Source organism: Acinetobacter sp. YH01007 (assembly GCF_013420425.1).
Lineage (GTDB): Bacteria > Pseudomonadota > Gammaproteobacteria > Pseudomonadales > Moraxellaceae > Acinetobacter > Acinetobacter towneri.
Window position 1 is genome coordinate 32,572 of the sequence record NZ_VOYC01000003.1, and the last position, 20,254, is coordinate 52,825.

Consider the following 20,254-nt stretch of genomic DNA (forward strand, 5'->3'; position numbering starts at 1 on the left):
AACCGTATTTCCTATTTAATGGTTTAAAAATTAACGTTCAGCCAAGCTATGTAAAAAGGCTTTCATCTCATCTAATTGAGTTGCGCGAAGATCGGCTTCTTCATCCCAATAGATTCCTACACAGTTTGCCTGCATATCAATAGCATAAATGCCCTTTAATGCAATGGGTAAGCCTTGGAATTTCTCATCGCCATGCAACAGTTCTAGCTTTTGGTCTGTCACTAAAGCACGCATTAACGGTAAACGTGCATCGGCAATGAGTACACTGTAATACGCCACCATACTGGCACGTGATTCCGTGGCTTTCGGGATTTTTGTCCAGTCAGGCGCAACCACCAAACGAGGGTGTAGTCCCATTTTTCGGGCTTTTTCACGCATCAATCCTAAAGCTTTTTCTCTTGGGCTGACACGCAGACCAAAAATAGAGCCCATCACAAATATAATGATGGCAACGGCAACCCAAATTCCAGTATTTTCCATAGTACAACCTTTCTATTCTTATATTAGAGTTGCATAAGCACAATATAAAACGCAAGATTAAAATAAGCTGTGATTTATTTATTTCAAGTGTTTTAGTCTATCTGCCTACAAACAGCTTAAAATCGTCTTACGTGAAAAGGCATCATTTTCAAAACTTTAAATGGTTGATAAATGATGACTTAAATCAGTCGTATCGATAAAAAACTATCTTGCAGATGGGTTTTAAATCGACTCATGCCATTAATCGAAAAATTCTAAAACTTAGCTTAAAAACATCTCATGACTATATAGCACTTCATGTCCATTCCAATAAATATAGCCTTTTTCAATCAGTTCTTTGAGCAATAAACGAATATCAGATTTTGGAAATAACCGTTCCAGCAAATCACGCAATTCATAAATATCTTTTGGTTTTTCACCTTTTAGCTCACGTAACTTTTTGGCAACTTCCCATTGCACAGGGTCAATTTGGCTAAAGTTTTTAAATAAACTGTGCTGAGGATGTGGCTCTACGGCTTCAGTTTGCGCCACGATTGTAGAAGTGACTGTCGCCTCTTGCGTAGATTCTTCCACGACATCTAGGTCAAGTTGAGCCCATTGTTTCAGAACTTTTTTACGAAAGCTAATTTGTTCATCCACCCGCTTTACAATTTTCAGGCTCATCAACATACCAACCACATGCTGCACTTTGTCGGCCTCAAGTTGCAAAATATTGGCAATTGAGTGTTTTAAAGCTTCTAAGTTGGTTGGCTTGCCTGACATTTTTGCCAGCGCATCACAGTACTTTTTTACCAACAGCAATTCAGGTTTGCTGCGAATTGCCATTGGGCTTGGTAAACGATTTTTGCTTTTCCCAGACTGCATTTCAGGCTGAATATGAATCAGGTGACAGGCAATTTCAGATGCTTGCAACATTTCCATTAAAATCTGAATACTGTCAGCCGCAGAAATCACTTCAACTTGTGTTTCTGGCTCTAGCAGTGCCATCAGTTGCCCAACTACCACTGCATATTCAAACTCTTTAAACTCTGCGCGCGGGCTGTCTAAAATCATAAGCTGACCGGTACTGATCCAGCCAGCCAACTCAGTTAAATCCTGCAAGTTATATTCAAATTTTCCTGCACAATTAAACAGATACACACTCGGATGATGCTCAATAATTTCTCGCAACAAAGTCGCGGTAGGCTGGTTGTTTTCAAGGTCAAGTAACACAACTTTAAAGGACATAAACTTTAGCGGACACAATAGGGTTTAAAAGATTCAGGCACAGCAGCCGAGCATTACAGCGGGAAGTACAGCAAAGGTCAAATTAAAATCAGCACGGAAACCAATACCGTTGATTAAGTACGATTGATTAATAGTGTGGTGGGCGATTGGTCATCGGGTCAAATGGTGCAATCCCATCCGACAAATCTGCCGACTCTACCCGCTGATATAACAACTGCATTTGTTTCTTTAAATCAGCAATTTCCAGACTTTGATGAACCACTTGTTCATTCAATTGCTCAACTAAATCGTCCAAAAATGCAATTCGCACTTGCAAATCTTCAATGGGTGCGGAAAATGACGCCTGATCATCTATACTTTGTTTAGTCATTTCAAATCCTCATTTGAGATTTTTTAGGAAACACTATGGCCTATATTACTTTAAGGGATGTCCAACTTGCATTTGGTGGACCTGCCTTGCTCGACGGCGCGAATTTTAACCTAGAACGTGGCGAACGAGTGTGTTTGATTGGCCGTAATGGAGAAGGTAAGTCTACTCTACTTAAACTGATTGAAGGAAGTTTACTGCCCGATGCAGGTGAAGTGTCTATTCAAAATGGCATCACCATTGCCATGTTGGCGCAAGATGTGCCCATGGATTCAGGCAAAGTCACCGATATTGTTGCTGATGGTGCAGGCGAAGCTGCTGCAGTATTAAAAGCCTATCACGAAGCCAGTGATGCCTGTGTATTGGGCGATATGGATGCCTGTGACCGTATGGGGAACTTGCAACACAAGCTAGATCAGCTTGATGGCTGGGCGCTAGAAAATAAGGTCAATGCCATTTTAAGTAAAATGGGACTTGATCCAAATGCCGACTTGGCCGATTTATCGGGTGGACGTAAACGTCGTGTGTTGTTGGCACGTGCCCTACTCACCCAACCTGACGTATTGTTGCTAGATGAGCCGACCAACCACTTAGATGTGGAAAGTATTGAATGGCTAGAAAAATTTTTACTCGATCAAAATAATTTAACTCTACTGTTTATTTCGCATGACCGTGCTTTTGTCGATAGTATCGCCACCCGCATTGTCGAGTTAGATCGTGGTGTATTACGCAGCTACGAAGGCAACTATTCACGTTATTTAGATTTAAAAGCACAGCAACTTGAAGCTGAAGAAAAACAAAATGCGCTGTTTGATAAAAAACTGGCCGAAGAAGAAGCATGGATTCGTCAAGGCATTAAAGCACGTCGTACCCGCAACGAAGGACGTGTGCGTGCCTTAAAAGCCTTACGTGAAGAATCCAAAGCACGTCGCTTCCAACAAGGCAAAGTCAATATGGCAGCGCAGGAAGCCAATCGCTCAGGCAAACTGGTCTTTGATATTGAACATTTACAAGTGGCCTTTGGCAATCAAGCTCCGATTATCAAAGACTTTTCAACACTGGTATTACGTGGCGATCGTATTGGTTTAGTTGGCGATAACGGTGTCGGTAAAACCACCCTGATTAAAGCCATTTTAGGTGAAATTGAGCATGGTGGCTCTGTCAAAACAGGCACACAACTGGAAATTGCCTATTTCGACCAATTACGCAATGTCTTGGATTTGGAAAAGTCGGTCAAAGATAACGTGTCTGAAGGTTCAGACTTTGTTGATGTGAACGGACAACGTCGTCATATCTATAGTTATTTACAAGACTTTTTATTCTCACCAGAACGTGCACGCACGCCGGTTAAAGCTTTGTCTGGCGGTGAACGCAACCGTATTTTACTGGCAAAATTACTACTCAAACCATCTAACCTGATAGTGATGGATGAGCCGACCAACGACTTGGATATGGTCACTTTAGAATTGCTTGAGGAAATGCTCAGCGACTATAAAGGCACCTTATTGCTGATTTCACACGACCGTGCCTTTATGGACAACGTGGTGACTTCAACTTGGGTATTTGATGGCAAAGGCAATATTGATGAATATATTGGCGGCTATCAGGACTATTTGCAGCAACGCCCAGACCAAACTGTGGTTGATCAAAAAAGTGATGTTAAAAAAGCCGTTGCCAAAGCCGAAGCGGCTGCAGCAGCACCAACGGCTAAAAAAGTAAAATTGAGCTACAAAGATCAACGTGCTTTAGAGCAGTTGCCAGGTGAAATTGAAGCACTGGAACAGGAACAAACCGAATTGGCTGAAAAACTGGCGGATGGTTCTTGGTTTGTAACAGATGCCAATGCAGCCACCAAAGCCTCACAGCGTTTGGCTGAAATTGATGAAGAACTGCTGGAAAAACTGGAGCGTTGGGACGAACTGGAAAACTTGGCGAATGGTAACTAGGGTCTATTGACACTTCGTCTACGCTTGTCCTGAAAGACTTCGCAAAACCGTTTTAAGCATCTTTCCCATTGGACGGATGCTTTTAAATTTTAAAATCGGTTCGTGCTAAACTGCAACGATACAACACTTTACACGGTCATTATGAGTCAACACACTGAATATCAACCAGGCGAATTTCAATGGTCTTTCCTGTTGCCAAAATATTGGGGCATCTGGATTGGCATTGTCTGCCTGATGATTTTAGCCATTTTGCCGTGGGCGATTCAGTATCGTTTGGCGCAGCTTTTAGGCAATCTTGCCTTTAACAGCATGAAGTCACGTCGCGTAACTACGTTACGCAATTTGGAAGTGTGTTTTCCTGAATGGAGCGAGGCTGAAGTACATGAAAATGCTCGCCAAGTCTTTGTTGATCAAATGCTGGGCGTATTTGAAACCTTAAATGCATGGTACTGTCCACAGTGGTTTAAAGGACGCACTCAGGTTGAAGGTTTGGAACATATTCAGCAAGCCCAAGCAGATGGTCGCGGGGTTTTATTGTTAGGCACACATTCTACTCTGCTAGATGCAGGTGGCTATGTCTGTGCACAATATTTTGACCCCGATGTGGTCTATCGTCCACAAAACAATCCCTTACTGGACATGCTGATTTACCGTTGTCGCGCCACCATTTACGGTCATCAAATTGACCACGATGACATGCGTGGTTTAATCCGCCACTTAAAAAATGGTCGTGCCATTTGGTATAGCCCAGATCAAGACTTTGGTTTAAAACAAGGTGTTATGGCGCCATTTTTTGGCGTGCCTGCTGCGACAGTTACAGCGCATCGTCGTTTACTTAAAATGACCAAAGCCGCAGCAATTCCGTTATATTTTTACCGTACAGGTGAGCTTTCCAACCCTCAATATAAAGTCTTGATTGAACCTGAACTGCTGGATTTCCCAAGCGCAGATGAAGTTGCAGATGCAACGCGCACCAATTTCATTATTGAGCAGCAATTACGGATCGCTCCTACCCAATATATGTGGTTTCATCGTCGGTTTAAGAGCCGCCCCGAAGGTTATGACAGTATTTACTAATCTGTACGGCAGAAGGAAAGATTCATGAAAGTCATGCAGTTATTACCCGAATTAAACAGTGGCGGTGTAGAACGCGGTACGCTCGAAATCGCCCGAGCCTTGGTCGCTCAAGGACATACGTCATTGGTGGTGTCGAATGGCGGACGGATGGTTAACCAACTCGAAGCTGAAGGTTCCACTCATTTAAAGTTAGCCATCCACAAAAAATCATTATCAAGCTTGTGGCAAATCCGTCCTTTACGCCAACTGATTATGCAACATCAACCTGATATTGTGCATGTACGTTCCCGCGTACCTGCATGGCTAACTCATTTTTCCCTAAAAGGTATTCCAGCCGAAAAACGTCCACACTTAATTTCAACTGTACATGGTTTTTATTCAGTTAACCGTTACAGCCAAATTATGACCCAAGCGGAAAAAGTGATCGCAGTTTCTGACAGTGTAGTCAAATACATTCGTGATCATTATCAAAACTGTCCACCTGAAGATATTGTCCGTATTTATCGTGGAATTGACCCTGCTGCATTTCCGCACGGGTATCAACCTTCGGCACAATGGATGCAACAAACCTATCAAGATTTCCCAGAACTTGAACATAAGTTTTTAATTTGTTTGCCGGGACGTATCACCCGCTTAAAAGGTCATGAAACATTGATTGATCTAATTGCGAAATTAAAAACCCAGTATCCACAGATTCATGCTGTTGTTGTAGGCGGTGCAGATGTTAAAAAAGCAGCTTATTTACAGGAACTGGAACGCAATATTCGGGATAAACATCTGACCGAAGCGATAACCTTTGTTGGACACCGTTCTGACATTCGCGAGTGGCTTGCGTTTAGCGATATTGTACTTTCACTTTCCAATCAGGCAGAAACCTTTGGACGCACTGCGCTCGAGGCTTTATCGTTAGGAACACCTGTGATTGGCTGGAACCGTGGTGGTGTGGCTGAAATTCTATCACAACTGTATCCGCAAGGACTCATCGCGGTAGATGACCAAGTCGCTTTATTCAATGCAGTGCAATTGCATCTGGAAACACCGCAAAGTGTCGCCCCTGTTGAATTGTTCAGCTTGGCAGATATGTGTCATCAAACCTTAGATTTATATCAGCAAGTTTTGCAGTCAAAATACGCCTAAAACCAAACCATAGAACTGAATCGAGCTGATTGAAGTTTAATTTTTTTTAAAAACTATGAGAGTGAAAAAAATAAGTCCCCCAAAAATCATCGCCCGAGTTCTACATCCTGTAAAACTCGGGCTCATGAGGTTGTGCTTTCAAAACTTATTGTTATTTTATTGTATGGCGTTCCTTACCTACATCATATCCTTGATGTTTATCCGTCAGCGTCGTCTTCCTTAATGGGATATTCCGTTCCCGAGTCCTTGTGCTGATGAATTAATCTTAACCAGATCAGTCAGAATAAACCATGCGTCATGTGCCTAAATCCGTGTAAGCCATTTCGTACACTTTTCGTTTAATTTCTAAACCGATTTATCCTGTGCTTTATACGGTTGTGCAATTTCATCGGTCACCAGTTTTTCTTCTCGCTCTGCTTTTTCAATCCCCTCCTGAATCGCCTGTTGTGCTTCCTGCTCATCGGCATCAGTTTGGGGCAGCTCTTCCTGAATTCGATCAAACACCCGCCCAGTTTGCAATACCACATACACAGGAAAATGGTCTGAACCGATATGCGCCAAACGCTGCATATCCACCAATGCAAAATCGGTACTATGAAATACATGGTCTAATGACCAACGCAGTAAAGGATAATCGGCATGAAAGGTATTGATATAGTGCCGCCCTACGCGCGGGTCGAGCAAGCCACTGATTCTTTGAAACAAGCGCGTAGTCCGCGACCACGCCACATCGTTTAAATCACCCATTACGATACAGCTTTCATCTAAATCTTTGATTTGATCGCCTACAATCAACAATTCGGCATCTCTTAAAACTGAATCTTTGGCTTCGGTAGGACTTGGTGGTTTAGGATGCAAACAATACAACTGTACAGGCTGCCCCGAAGGCAAAATCACACTGGTATGAATGGATGGAATTTCATCGCTGAGAATAAATTTGATCTCAGTGTCTTTTAATGGCAAACGGCTATACAAATGCATGCCATATAAATTATCTAAAGGTGCAGCGACCCGATAAGGATAATCGGCTTCAATCACAGACAAGGCTTGTTGCCATGCCAAATCAGTTTCTAAAGTCAATACCAAGTCTGGTTTTAAGGCTTGAATATGTTCAATCAACAGATGATATTTCTGATTTGGTGTCAGAACATTGGACACGATTAATGAAATTTGTTTTTCAGGATTTAGCTGTTCTGGACGAACTTGTTTGACCTGTTTTTTCCACAGCAAGGTGTAGGGCAAGACCATTTTGAGCTGATAAGCCAAAGCCGCAATCAGTCCAATTAAAATCACTTGGCTAGACACATCCCACGTCTGCTCCCAAATCAGTAGCAAAACAAAGGCAATGATGCCTAAAACCAAGATCTGTAAACGTGGAAAATCTGCGCCCCGAATCCACCATTCATCACGTGGAATCAGTGACCAAAAACTTAACCAAATGACTAATATTGCAAGCCCTTTTACCCAAATCATCTTGCTTTACTCTTTTGTATTTTTTGTCGTTTTTACATGAAAACCAAAGTTATCAATTTTGTATGTAACACAAACAAGAGATTTCACTCAATAATACTCATGTTTTGTTCATGTAATGCTTGCAGTTGCGCCCCCTTTTGATAGACTTATATTCCTTTATTGTTTTTTAACGCACCGAGGCAAAGTGGCATGAAAGTAGGTCTGGTCGGTTGGCGCGGGATGGTGGGTTCCGTCCTTATGCAACGTATGGTTGAAGAAAATGATTTTGCTCATTTTGAACCATTCTATTTCTCTACCAGTAATGCTGGCGGTGAAGCACCAGCGTTTGGTGGTAAGACTGCCCCAGCACTTATGGATGCAACAGATATTGAAAGTCTGAAGCAAATGGATGTCATTATTACCTGTCAAGGTGGTGATTACACTTCTGCCGTTTTCCCGAAGCTTAAAGCTGAAGGATGGAATGGTTACTGGATTGATGCTGCATCTACCCTACGTATGGATGATGAAGCGATTATCGTACTTGATCCAGTCAACATGAATGTCATTAAAGATGGCTTGGTGAATGGCACCAAAACATTTGTGGGCGGTAACTGTACTGTTTCACTCATGTTGATGGGCTTGGGTTCATTATTCCAAAACAATTTGGTGGAATGGGCAACTTCAATGACCTATCAAGCAGCTTCTGGTGCAGGTGCGCAAAACATGCGTGAGCTGATCACAGGCATGGGCTACTTGTATAACAACACCAAAGACTTGTTGGATGACCCACGTTCACCAATTTTAGACATCGACTCTAAAATTGCCGAATTACAACGTGGCGAAGGTTTCCCATCGGCAAACTTTGGTGTGCCTTTAGCGGGTTCTCTCATTCCATATATCGACAAACAGCTTGAAAGCGGTCAGTCAAAAGAAGAATGGAAAGGTCAGGTTGAAACCAACAAGATTTTAGGCAATCAGCAGATTGTTCCAATTGATGGTCACTGTGTGCGTATTGGCGCAATGCGTTGTCACTCTCAGGCAATCACATTGAAGCTGAAAAAAGACGTTCCACTGAACGAAATTGAAGATATGATTCGTCAATCAAGCCAATGGGCAAAAGTGGTACCAAATACACGCGAAGCATCAATGACCGATCTTACCCCAGTTGCAGTTACAGGGACTTTAACAGTACCTGTTGGTCGTTTACGCAAAATGAACATGGGTAAAGAATACCTTGGTGCATTCACTGTAGGTGACCAATTACTTTGGGGCGCAGCAGAGCCATTACGTCGTATGTTACGCATCTTAATTGATTACAAAAATGCTTAAGCTTCGTCTTGAGCACTGAATCATTTTTGATTCTGTGATCAATCTCAACAAGCCAGTCAAATTTGACTGGCTTTTTTATGTAATCAACGTGTTAATATTTTACAATCGACCTACAACTCGCTACTCTATCCTTTTCGCCTTGCGATAAATGACCGAGCTAACAATTAAGATGACTGTATATAACAAATTAAAGATCGCCATTTTATCTATTTTGGCTTCACAGCAAATGTATGCAATGAATGTTGACCCGATTCAAATTCAGTCAACAACTGGGGAATTGCTCTATGCCGAAATCAACTTTCGTCAATCGAATGTGAATGAAGCGATTGATGTTAGTTTAGCTACGGCCGAAGATCTGATGTCGATTGGTGCGAGCCACCGTCCGCCTGGTCATCTTAACTTTTTTACACGTCGTAACAGCAATGGTACAGGGGTTATCACCATTACCTCATCTCGACCGTTAACCGAGTCTGAGTTGAATATTGTGGTCAAAATTAAAGAAGGCAATGCAACCCGCCTGCAACATATTCGTACACCATTAAAACGCAGTGCACCTGCGCCATTGGCCGCTATGCAACGCAGTAATGAACAAGCTTTAACGCCTGTCATGATTGTCAATGAGCAAGATATTGCTTTAAATTTACCCGTAAGTGCGAACTATCAGGTTGAAACGCCTAAAGCAATTGAACAACAAACTTTTGAAGCACCGTTAACCATTAAACGTAATACACCACCTGCATTAAACCATCAAACAGTGACGGTGGTTCAAACTGCACCAAGCCGTAGCGCAGCAAGTGAAAATACGACTGTGATTGCCCCAAAAGTAGCGCCAGCACAGACAAATAACAACCCAACACCGACAGCATCTACAGCCACCACTTCAGTCACCGCACAACAATCGGCTGATCCATTGGTACAAAAATTTGCTGAACAGCAACGTACGAAGCAACTAGCACAAACTCAGCCTGCTGCTGCAACGAAAAAGCCTGCACAAATAGCGGCTACACAAGCTAAACCAAGCCCTGTAACAGCGAAGCCTACGGTCAATACTCAACATGTAGTGCAATCGAATGAATCATTATGGGCCATTGCCTCACGCATTGCGGGCGAAAACAATCGCCCTGTTGCCGAAGTGATGCAACAAATTAAAGCCAATAATGAGCATGCTTTTATTCAAGGCGATGCCAATCGTTTACGTCGTGGTGCGACCTTAAACTTACATGCACAAGCTAACTCTAAACCAGAGAAAAAAGCCGCAATTCCAAAACCAGAAACGGCCAGTGCACCACAATCAGGCAAAGCCAAATATCGTTTAAATCAAGCAGAAATGAGCCTTGTGGCAGAGAATCAACAAGACTCGACCCACGGTTCTGCCAAGAAGAACACACAATCCACACAAACTTCGGGTGACTTGTCATTAAAAGTTATGACATCCCGCGAGAAAACCGTTAAATTACAGAGAAACGTAACAGAATTAGAATTGGCATTACGTCAGAAGGATCACAGAATTCAATTACTCAACGCGCGCCTTGCCGAACTGCAACAACAATTGCAAAAACAACAAGCCGCAAATAAGCCAAAACACTAAATGTTACACACAATGATTTTTTTGGGATAAGGTCAAACAGGGACCACATCCTCAAGGGGTATAAACATGCTGATTTATGTGATTCCGTTTATTTTATTACTGGTGATCGCAATTTTCTTGAAAAAGCGTGAAGCAAGTAAAGAAGCCGAACCAAGCAACAAGAAAACAGCAGCGCCAGCCAAAACCAGTGGCAAGAAAACCACAACTACCAAAAAAGTTGCCCAGAAATCGGTGGTGGTTGAAGAGGTTGTTCCAACTCCACAACACTCTACCCCTGTCCCTGTAAAAATCCAAACCAACATTGAAAACCTGATCAAAGAGCGTAATTTCTTTGCTGCAGAAGCGCAAATTAACCAAGCATTAAAACGTGATAACTCATTGCATGGTTTGTATTTGTTATTGCTTGATATTCATTTACAGCAAAAAGATGAGTTTGCGATTGATCAATTACTCAATCATATACGCGCTTTGGGCCTTGATGATATTTTGGTTCAAGCAGAAGCTCAAAAACAAGTATTTGATGAGCAAAACAACAAAGCAATTGATGGGATTGATTTTCAACCAACGACTCCAGCGGATTTAGAATCGGCTCCTGTTGAACAAAAATCAACTGCTGATTTTGATGCCCTCATACAATCAAAAGATGATATCTCTTCTGATAGCTCTTCTTTTGACCAGTTACAGCACGAACTAACTTCAAATAAAACAGCAGCACCTGAAGCAGCTTTAGAATTTGACACCTCATCGTTAAATTTCAGCCCTGCAGCTACACCTGTTGTAGAAAAAGCAGCCGAACCTGAAGTCAAAGCAGAACCTGCTGCACTGGATTTTAATTTCTCACTCGATTCCACAGCAGCAGAAGCAAAAACTGAAGCGCCTGCAATTACAGCTGAACCAAGTGTAAGCCCTGCAGAGGAAGTTAAACCGCTCGACTTCACGTTTGATTTAACACCAAGTCCAGCTGAAACAACAGCCCCAGAATCAACAGTCAATGAAGCTTCTTCAGTCAAAGCCCCAAGTCTAGACTTCAATTTTTCTACACCAGAAAGCGCATCTGCGGTTGAAGCAAAAGCTGAACCTGCAACGCCTGATTTTAATTTCACATTTGACAGTGCGCCTGCTGAGGAAACCAACCTTCAGCCTGCAATTGAACCTGAAGTCATTGCTGCACCAAGTATTGCACTTGAACCTGCTGCAACCGTTGTCAGCACAGATGTTGATCTAAATGATCCATTGGTGAAATCATTCCCAGACTTATCTCAAGTAGATGAAATTCAGTTGAATTTAGACTTGGCGAACCAATATGTGGAATTGGGCGCTTATGATGCTGCGAAAGCTTTACTTAGCGAACAAGGCGCAAATTATTCTGCTGAACAACGCCAACGTGCCGATCAGTTACTGAATCAAATCGCTTCTTAATTCAAATCAGATTAAGATAAAGCAGTCATTCTTGGCTGCTTTTTTTATGATGAAAAAAATTGCGTTAATCTATATGGGCGGCACTTTTGGCTGTGTCGGTGAACCACTAAGCCCAATGCCTGCGGAGCAATTTCTGCCACGCTTGGCACAGGTCTTACCCCTAAATTTAGAGATTGAATGCTTTGTTGCCCCTGTCATTAAAGACAGTAGTGCCTGCACAGCCGCAGACTGGTTACAGCTCATTCAATATATTCAAAAATTACAACACGATGATTTTCAACATTTCGTTATTTTACATGGCACCGACACCCTCAGCTATGCCAGCGCAGTCTTGGCACGTTTTTTAGCGCAAAGTACCCATGTCATTCTCACGGGTAGCCAATATCCCTTACTCAATGCACAAGGCACAGATACCCGTGAATTTAGTGATGCCTTGGACAACCTAAATTTTGCTTTACAACAGATTCATCAAGTGACTCAGGGAGTATATCTGGCCTTCCATCAGCAACTGATTCATGCCGCAACGGCACTGAAACAACACACCACCGAGTTAAATGCATTTACAGGTCAGTCTGCTTTGGTTTACACGGAGAACAAATCGCAGAATGAGCCAGCATTCAACATTAGCACTCAACATATTGAAAAAGCCCAGCACTTTAACTGCCTGAACTGGATGTTACAGCCAATTGCCATTTCCGCTTTGGTCGATAATTTAAAAGCCTTACAGCAACAGCCACCACACTGCCTCATTTTACAGAGTTATGGTACAGGCAATATGGCCGTCAATGCCGAAGTGATTGAGTTAATTCAGGCCTTACAAGCTCAACAATGTGCCGTGATTCTCACCACCCAAGTCACTTTTGGTGGCATGCAACAACGCTATGCGATCAGCCAGTGGTTACAGGACAGTAAAATTTTAATCAGTGATTGCCAAAGTCACGCAGATCTTTATGCCAAAGCCTTAAAAATGTATTTACAATACGACAGCCTTGCACAGTGGTATGCGCATTGGCAGTCTTCAGTGTGATTTGAGGTGATTATGCAGCGTTTTGCAATCGGAATTGAGTTTTGTGGCATTCGGTATCGGGGTTGGCAAACCCAGCAAGCAGGCGTACCTAGTGTGCAGGAAACCATTGAAAAAGTTCTGAGCAAAATTGCCGATGAACCCATTATTTTACATGGTGCAGGACGTACCGATGCAGGCGTGCATGCAACCAATATGGTGGCACATTTTGATACGCATGCCATTCGCCCTGAACGCGGTTGGTTGATGGGTGCCAACAGCCAACTACCCAAAGACATTGCAATTCAATGGATTAAAACGATGGATATGGACTTCCATGCTCGTTTTAAGGCTCAGGCACGGCGTTATCGCTATGTCGTGTATAACAATCCACAACGCCCTGCCTTGCTGCACAAACAAGTCACTCACGCTTATTATCCCTTAGATGTCGATAAAATGATTGCGGCTGCGCAGAAATTTGAAGGGACACATAATTTTGAAAGCTTTCGTGCCGCGGCGTGTCAGTCCAATCAGCCTGTCCGTCATGTCAGCCATTGCCGCTTAATTCGTCACGGCAATTATTTAGTGTTAGATATTCAAGCCGATGGTTTTTTGCATCACATGGTTCGCAATATCATGGGTTGTCTATTGGAGATCGGGCAAGGTTTGTATGACATTGCACATATTGACCAAATTTTTGCAGCTCAAGACCGTAAAGCAGCAGGAATTACTGCCCCGCCAGATGGCTTGTATTTTATTCAGGCACATTATCCTGAACAGTATGATTTACCGAAAGTTCCTTTAGGGCCACATTGGTTAAACATGCCGGAATAATTTAATCCCTCCCGACCTCCCTTTTCCAAAGAGAGGAGCTCCATTTCGAGGCGTTAAAAACGAAAGTCCCCCCCTTTGAAAAAGGGGGATTTAGGGAGGATTCTGTTTAGGAAAGGTTTTAAATTTTCAAACTTAACGCTGTTTACGTTTTCTATATTCCACTGGAGTTTCATTGGTCCAGCGTTTAAAAGCACGATAAAAAGTACTTGGCTCTGAAAAACCCGTTAAGTACACAATCCGCTCCACGCTTTCATTGGTATTCGATAATAATCGTTTAGCCAAACGACATCGATAATCGGACAGAATTTGCTGAAAACTGGTATTGGCTTCACTCAATTGGGTACGCAAACGACGTGGCGTGATATTCAATTGTGCCGCCACTGTTTCTAGTGTCGTTTCTCCACTTTCTAAGGTCGAACCAATGGCACGGCGCACTTCACCAACCAAATCATAACGCGCCAGTTCCTGCAGTTTTTCCAATGCCAACTGTTCGTGTAATTGCAATAACTCAGGTTCTGCCTGCCACAGTGGATAATCCAAAATACTCGGATCAAAATACAAACGCGTTTCTTTCTGCCCCAAACTCACAGGACATTCAAAGACACGGAAATATTCATCATCTGCAGCACCATCACTAAAGTTAAAGTCAATATAAATAGGCTGAAAACGACCTTCGGTAATGAATTTAAAGAAGCGTAAAACACCCGACATGGCGCATTCAGAAAAATGACGATTGACGATATTTTCTGACCACGGCTGCACGCCATTGGTTAAATAGCAGCGTCCATCTTCCACCACCAATTTGGCATCAAAAGCATCACTAATCAGGCGTTGATAAGCCAAAGCACGTTTTAGGCCTTCACCAAAGTTTTCTGAAGAAATAAACAAATGTTCAATCACCTGCCCGCGATAAAGTGGCAAATGTTCCCCCAGATGTAAACCAATATCAGGGTCTTTACTGACTTCCTCAGCCGCAACCCAAAACGCATATTGTGCATTTAAAGGCGTACGTTCATTGGCTTCGACCTGATTTAAGGCCACACCTGCTTTTGTTAAAATATCTTCGGTTGGCAACCCCGCACGACGAATCGCTTGGTAGCCTAAACGCAATACAACCGATGCATCAGTTAGCTGACCCACGCAAAAACCTTCCTTGTATGTACTTCATTTATACTTAAAAAGATTGAAATTAGATTAACTGCGATTGACCGAACTGACAACCTACCCAAGCCCATTTTTACAGAAAAAGTATAAACCGATGATTCGCTTATTTTACTAACAGATGCGCTGTGTATAGGGTAAAGCATCTTGTTTTTTTCAGAAAAATTGCCTATAATTTGCGCCTTTCCAATTTGATACTCAGGTAGGCTATGGCCAATAAAGAGGAACTCATCGAGTTCGAAGGCGTTGTCACCGAAACGCTTCCTAATACTATGTTTCGTGTACGTTTAGAAAACGGTCATGAAGTGATTGCTCACATTTCTGGTAAAATGCGTAAACACTATATTCGTATTTTAACAGGCGACAGTGTGAAAGTTGAAATGACACCTTACGACTTAACCAAGGGTCGCATCACTTACCGCGCACGCTAAGTTTTAGAGTAAGCTAAAGCCACTTTCGGAGTGGCTTTTTTACGTTCACTTAAAAAAATTCTGTTTAGCCTTTAATTCGTCCCCGCCGCTTATCGAATCACCACATTCTTTTCTTGCATTGCCTTCTACAATAAAGTTTTGAGCAAGGGAGAAAAAGCATGTTATTTCGATCCTGCGTTGCTTGTATAACAGGTCTTTTTGCGCTCAGTTTAGTGGCGTGTAGTAGTAATCCACCGCATTCCACTTTAAACCGCGATGCGTATTTACAGCAATTTATTGGTCAATCTAGCCAATATATCCTGACCCATTTGCAATTAAGCCAAATTGGCTATCAACAGCTTGGTACAGCTCAAGCTACCCCTCAATTGCTACATTACCGTATCATTCGTCCTGTACGTGTTCCGATCCCTATGGCGCAGCATCCCACTACAGGTATTGGTGCTGTTCCGTTAAATATCGGTATCCCGAGTCATGAAAGTTACGATGTTGCACTGACTTGTGATTTGTATTTTCGCCTACAGCAGGGTATTGCTACCGCAGTGTATGTTTCGGGACAACGCTGTTAAGTCTCCTAGCTAAAACACTCTGAAAGTACAAAACCAATAAAAAAACGCAGCCCGAAGACTGCGTTTAATGATTTGATTTTGAGCTGTAAGCGATAGGTTAAATCGCTTAAATTTTTAGTTGAGTGCCGTAACGACTGCTTGACCCATTTCAACAGTACCAACTTTATTCATGCCTTCAGACATAATATCGGCAGTACGTAAACCTTGATCTAATACATTGCCTACTGCATCTTCAATGGCTTTTGCTGCCGCTTCTTCGCGGAAGGTGTAACGTAACATCATTGCCACAGAAAGAATGGTTGCCAATGGGTTTGCCAAGTTTTGACCTGCGATATCTGGCGCTGAACCATGGCAAGGCTCATACATACCTTTGCCATTTTCGTCTAAAGACGCAGATGGCAACATACCAATAGAACCTGTCAACATCGCCGCTTCATCAGACAAGATGTCACCAAACAAGTTACCTGTCACCAATACGTCAAATTGTTTTGGCGCGCGTACCAATTGCATCGCTGCGTTATCGACATACATGTGCGACAAGTTGATTTCTGGGTACTGTTCTGCATGTAACTGAGTCACGGTTTGCTTCCACAATTCAGTCACTTCCAGTACGTTGGCTTTATCCACCGAACATACTTTACCGCCACGCAATTTCGCCATTTCAAACGCTACTTTTGCAATGCGTTTGATTTCTGACTCAGCATATACGTCGGTATTAAAACCTTGTTTTTCACCATTTTCTAATTCACGGATACCACGTGGCTGACCGAAATAGATACCACCTGTCAATTCACGCACGATTAAGATATCTAAGCCTGATACGATTTCAGGTTTTAAGCTTGAAGCATCTGCCAATTGTGGATACAAAATTGCAGGACGTAAGTTAGCAAATAAATTGAGTTCTGAACGCAATTTTAATAAGCCACGCTCTGGACGGATTGAACGCTCAATGTTGTCCCATTTTGGACCACCAACTGCACCCAATAAAATTGCATCGGCTTTTTTCGCTTGCTCAGATGTCACTGCTGGGTACGGTTCGCCATGTGCATCAATTGCAGAACCACCCAATAAACCTTGTTCCCAAGTCAAACCCAAATTGAATTTTTCATTGACACGTGTCAGCACTTGTTCAGCAGCTTTCACAATTTCTGGACCAATGCCGTCACCAGCTAAAATCAAAATATGTTTTGACATGAGAGTTTCCATTGTTCATGACAGTCAAAGACTGTGGGATTAAATTTTTTGTTCTACAAACTCACCCAAGCCATTTAAGACATTGTAGGGTTTGCAAAAACGTCGAATGGTTTTGTTGTTTTGCACCAAATCTACACATAAAGGATCTGGCGCAGACACATTTAATAAGCTGCCTTTAGTACGACTTCGATCACGATACATTCTAAAGGTATATTTTTGCTTGGCATTAAACTTATGAATTACATGCAGTTTTTCTGCACGATCTTTAGAAATGGGATAAAAGCGAATCACCAATTCATGTTGTTTAGGCGGTACAGATAAATACAAGGCTTTGGATTTATTTAAGGATGATTCCTGTAAACGCACTAAACCCTCCTGAATGGCAGCACGTGTAACACGATGTTTTTCTGCATCGACAATTGTGACCGTATTTAAACGCTCAAACTCACAATCATCTGTACCCGCACAGTAAATCAGTGCATTGGATTTGCTTTGTTCAGTTTCTTTCACCTGTTTAATGCGTGCTGTATTCCACGTTTGGCATGCGCTTAGCGTGGTGATACATAATCCAATGACAGCAAGCCGACCGAAAATTTTAGTCATTGTTCGCGCCCAACCTCACCTGTTAGATACAAAATATAAAAATTATTGTGTGCCGATGTTAGCAAGAGTTAGGCAGCGATGCTATGACAAATTTCAGCGAATTTATGCCTGAATTTCGGCAAAAACCCATGGACGCGACTGCTTAGTTTTCTCTTCATAAGCACGAATGTCATCGGCTGCTTGTAATGTTAAGCCAATATCATCCAAACCATTCAATAAACAGTGCTTACGGAATGGATCTACTTCAAATTTAAATGCCGTACCGCTTGGTGTGCGTACTTCTTGCGCGTCTAAGTCGATGGTTAATTGATAGCCTTCAGTCGCCGCACATTCTTTAAATAATTGCTCGACCTGCTCTTCAGACAAGATCACAGGCAACATGCCGTTTTTAAAGCAGTTATTGAAGAAAATGTCGGCAAAACTTGGCGCAATAACGGTACGGAAACCATATTCATTCAACGCCCAAGGCGCATGCTCACGGCTTGAACCACAACCAAAGTTGGCACGTGAAATTAAGATTGAAGCACCCTGATAACGTGGCTGATTCAATACAAACTCAGTATTAATCGGACGTTTTGAATTGTCCTGCCCCGGATAACCTTCATCTAAATAACGCAATTCATCAAATAAGTTATCGCCAAAACCTGTGCGTTTGATAGATTTCAAAAACTGTTTTGGAATGATTAAGTCTGTATCGACATTGGCACGGTCTAATGGTGCAACGATACCTTGTTCAACGGTATATTTTTTCATGTTTAATTCTCACTGAATCCGTAACCTCTCCCTTACCCTCTGCTATAGCGAGAGGGAACGCCATCTCTCTGAGAGAAGGCTGGGATGAAGGCATAACTTAGAATGAACGTACGTCTACAAAATGACCTGCGATTGCTGCCGCAGCTGCCATTGCTGGACTCACCAAATGGGTACGACCACCGTTACCTTGACGACCTTCAAAGTTACGGTTTGAAGTCGATGCACAGTGTTCACCCGGTTGCAATTTGTCTGCGTTCATTGCCAAGCACATTGAACAACCTGGTTCACGCCATTCAAAGCCTGCTTCTACAAACACTTTGTCTAAGCCTTCTTGTTCCGCTTGTTGCTTAACTAAACCAGAACCTGGAACCACCATCGCCTGTTTAATACTTGCTGCAACTTTACGACCTTTAATCACTTCAGCGGCTGCACGAATATCTTCAATACGCGAGTTGGTGCATGAGCCAATAAATACGCGGTCTAATTGAATATCTGCCAAAGACTGACCTGCAGTTAAGCCCATATATTGATAAGCACGCGTCCAGTCATTGCGCTGTACATCATCTTTCGCCTGCTCTAAAGTTGGTACGGCTTGTGATACTGGAATGACCATTTCAGGTGAAGTTCCCCAAGACACTTGCGGCTCAATTTCTTCGCCTTGTAATACCACTACGGTGTCAAAGTGCGCGCCTTTATCTGAGTGTAAAGTATTCCAGTAAGCAACTGCTGCATCCCATTGCTCGCCTTTTGGTGCATAGTTACGACCTTTCACGTATTCAATGGTTTTGTCATCCACAGCGACCATACCTACGCGCGCGCCTGCTTCAATCGCCATATTACATACTGTCATACGTCCTTCAATCGACATATCACGGAATACTTGACCACCAAACTCAATCGCGTGACCTGTACCGCCTGCAGTACCAATTTTACCAATGATCGCTAAAACGACATCTTTCGGTGTAACACCTTGACCTAATTTGCCATCTACACGCACTAGCATGTTTTTCATTTTCTTTTGAACTAAGCATTGGGTTGCTAATACGTGTTCAACTTCAGACGTCCCAATACCATGCGCTAAACACCCAAATGCACCGTGAGTCGCTGTATGTGAGTCACCACAAACTACGGTCATACCTGGCAAAGTTAAGCCCTGCTCAGGCCCAACCACGTGCGCAATCCCCTGACGGATGTCGTTGATGTCAAACTGCACCACGTTAAAGGTTTTACAGTTGTCATCTAAAGTTTGTACCTGAATACGTGAGGTATCATCTTCAATACCTGCAATACCGTCTGCACGTTCTTTCTTAGACGTTGGTACGTTATGGTCAGGCGTTGCCACGTTGGCACTTAAACGCCACGGCTTACGTCCTGCAAGTTGCAAACCTTCAAAGGCTTGTGGAGAAGTCACTTCATGCAATAAATGACGGTCGATATACAATAAAGCTGAGCCATCATCACGTTGGGTGACCAAGTGATCATCCCACAATTTGTCGTACAAAGTTTTTGCAGCTGGATTTTGTGCTTGTTGGTTTTCGCCTGCCATGTCAGATCTACTCCACTGGACTGGGTAATTTTTTCATTAATTTGATTATAACCGCGAATTTGTATAAATCTAATTTATCATTTTTATTAATTTAAAAACTTTTAGGAATTAATATTTACATCCAAGCAAAATATTTTTTAT

19 protein-coding genes are annotated in these 20,254 nt (G+C 42.6%); 10 read left to right on the forward strand and 9 right to left on the reverse strand.

Features of this window, described 5'->3' with window-relative positions; all coding sequences use genetic code 11:
* Nucleotides 1–30: 30 nt before the first annotated feature.
* From FTT74_RS01525 to FTT74_RS01535, 3 genes are all read right to left on the reverse strand, one after another.
* Complete coding sequence (locus FTT74_RS01525) at nt 31–480, reverse strand: ammonium transporter (RefSeq protein WP_004976129.1); 450 nt, start codon at nt 478–480, stop codon at nt 31–33.
* Between the two features lie 261 nt (nt 481–741).
* Nucleotides 742–1,707 carry a hypothetical protein gene (locus FTT74_RS01530; RefSeq protein ID WP_179988462.1) on the reverse strand — a complete coding sequence of 322 codons (966 nt, stop codon included), beginning with the start codon at nt 1,705–1,707 and terminating at the stop codon, nt 742–744.
* Between the two features lie 127 nt (nt 1,708–1,834).
* Nucleotides 1,835–2,077 carry a SlyX family protein gene (locus FTT74_RS01535; RefSeq protein ID WP_004976120.1) on the reverse strand — a complete coding sequence of 81 codons (243 nt, stop codon included), beginning with the start codon at nt 2,075–2,077 and terminating at the stop codon, nt 1,835–1,837.
* A 35-nt stretch (nt 2,078–2,112) separates the two neighbouring features.
* Between FTT74_RS01535 and FTT74_RS01540 the strand changes: the two genes are divergently transcribed.
* From FTT74_RS01540 to FTT74_RS01550, 3 genes are all read left to right on the forward strand, one after another.
* Complete coding sequence (locus FTT74_RS01540; protein WP_179988463.1) at nt 2,113–4,020, forward strand: ATP-binding cassette domain-containing protein; 1,908 nt, start codon at nt 2,113–2,115, stop codon at nt 4,018–4,020.
* 141 nt (nt 4,021–4,161) lie between these two features.
* Nucleotides 4,162–5,097 (forward strand): lauroyl acyltransferase, encoded by a 936-nt coding sequence (locus FTT74_RS01545; RefSeq protein ID WP_104853025.1) that lies wholly within the window; start codon nt 4,162–4,164, stop codon nt 5,095–5,097.
* Between the two features lie 24 nt (nt 5,098–5,121).
* Nucleotides 5,122–6,234 carry a glycosyltransferase family 4 protein gene (locus FTT74_RS01550; protein WP_131261050.1) on the forward strand — a complete coding sequence of 371 codons (1,113 nt, stop codon included), beginning with the start codon at nt 5,122–5,124 and terminating at the stop codon, nt 6,232–6,234.
* Nucleotides 6,235–6,579: 345 nt separating this feature from the next.
* Here the strand turns inward: FTT74_RS01550 and FTT74_RS01555 are convergent, their stop codons facing one another.
* Nucleotides 6,580–7,707 carry an endonuclease/exonuclease/phosphatase family protein gene (locus tag FTT74_RS01555; RefSeq protein WP_179988464.1) on the reverse strand — a complete coding sequence of 376 codons (1,128 nt, stop codon included), beginning with the start codon at nt 7,705–7,707 and terminating at the stop codon, nt 6,580–6,582.
* Nucleotides 7,708–7,896: 189 nt separating this feature from the next.
* Here FTT74_RS01555 and asd point away from each other — a divergent pair, with 189 nt between their 5' ends.
* The 5 genes from asd to truA all read left to right on the forward strand — a co-directional run bounded on the left by asd (nt 7,897) and on the right by truA (nt 13,859).
* On the forward strand, nt 7,897–9,015 hold the full coding sequence (gene asd / locus FTT74_RS01560; RefSeq protein ID WP_004976115.1) for an aspartate-semialdehyde dehydrogenase: 1,119 nt from the start codon (nt 7,897–7,899) through the stop codon (nt 9,013–9,015).
* Between the two features lie 169 nt (nt 9,016–9,184).
* The gene (locus FTT74_RS01565; RefSeq protein ID WP_225555799.1) at nt 9,185–10,603 is read left to right on the forward strand and encodes a FimV family protein; all 1,419 of its coding nucleotides are present in this window, start codon (nt 9,185–9,187) and stop codon (nt 10,601–10,603) included.
* A gap of 66 nt (nt 10,604–10,669) precedes the next feature.
* Entirely contained in the window at nt 10,670–12,022 is a 1,353-nt protein-coding gene (locus tag FTT74_RS01570) for a fimbrial protein FimV (RefSeq protein ID WP_179988465.1), read from the forward strand.
* Between the two features lie 46 nt (nt 12,023–12,068).
* Nucleotides 12,069–13,049 carry an asparaginase gene (locus FTT74_RS01575; RefSeq protein WP_004976109.1) on the forward strand — a complete coding sequence of 327 codons (981 nt, stop codon included), beginning with the start codon at nt 12,069–12,071 and terminating at the stop codon, nt 13,047–13,049.
* A 12-nt stretch (nt 13,050–13,061) separates the two neighbouring features.
* Nucleotides 13,062–13,859: a tRNA pseudouridine(38-40) synthase TruA gene (gene truA, locus FTT74_RS01580; RefSeq protein WP_154321070.1), complete on the forward strand. Its 798-nt coding sequence runs from the start codon at nt 13,062–13,064 to the stop codon at nt 13,857–13,859.
* 132 nt (nt 13,860–13,991) lie between these two features.
* On the opposite strand, the gene FTT74_RS01585 is transcribed toward truA, so the two are convergent.
* Nucleotides 13,992–14,999, reverse strand: a complete 1,008-nt coding sequence (locus FTT74_RS01585; RefSeq protein ID WP_004976104.1) for an AraC family transcriptional regulator — start codon at nt 14,997–14,999, stop codon at nt 13,992–13,994.
* Between the two features lie 230 nt (nt 15,000–15,229).
* On the opposite strand from FTT74_RS01585, the gene infA reads away from it, so the two are divergent.
* Both infA and FTT74_RS01595 read left to right on the forward strand, forming a co-directional pair.
* A complete protein-coding gene (infA, locus tag FTT74_RS01590) occupies nt 15,230–15,451 on the forward strand; it encodes a translation initiation factor IF-1 (protein WP_001284370.1) in 222 nt (73 codons plus the stop codon).
* A gap of 158 nt (nt 15,452–15,609) precedes the next feature.
* Complete coding sequence (locus tag FTT74_RS01595) at nt 15,610–16,017, forward strand: hypothetical protein (protein WP_004976100.1); 408 nt, start codon at nt 15,610–15,612, stop codon at nt 16,015–16,017.
* A gap of 114 nt (nt 16,018–16,131) precedes the next feature.
* On the opposite strand, the gene leuB is transcribed toward FTT74_RS01595, so the two are convergent.
* From leuB to leuC, 4 genes are all read right to left on the reverse strand, one after another.
* Nucleotides 16,132–17,211 carry a 3-isopropylmalate dehydrogenase gene (gene leuB, locus FTT74_RS01600; RefSeq protein WP_004976098.1) on the reverse strand — a complete coding sequence of 360 codons (1,080 nt, stop codon included), beginning with the start codon at nt 17,209–17,211 and terminating at the stop codon, nt 16,132–16,134.
* Between the two features lie 39 nt (nt 17,212–17,250).
* Entirely contained in the window at nt 17,251–17,814 is a 564-nt protein-coding gene (locus FTT74_RS01605) for a hypothetical protein (RefSeq protein WP_179988466.1), read from the reverse strand.
* Between the two features lie 102 nt (nt 17,815–17,916).
* Entirely contained in the window at nt 17,917–18,567 is a 651-nt protein-coding gene (leuD, locus tag FTT74_RS01610) for a 3-isopropylmalate dehydratase small subunit (RefSeq protein ID WP_004976094.1), read from the reverse strand.
* 97 nt (nt 18,568–18,664) lie between these two features.
* Nucleotides 18,665–20,113: a 3-isopropylmalate dehydratase large subunit gene (gene leuC / locus FTT74_RS01615; RefSeq protein ID WP_179988467.1), complete on the reverse strand. Its 1,449-nt coding sequence runs from the start codon at nt 20,111–20,113 to the stop codon at nt 18,665–18,667.
* Nucleotides 20,114–20,254 lie beyond the last annotated feature (141 nt).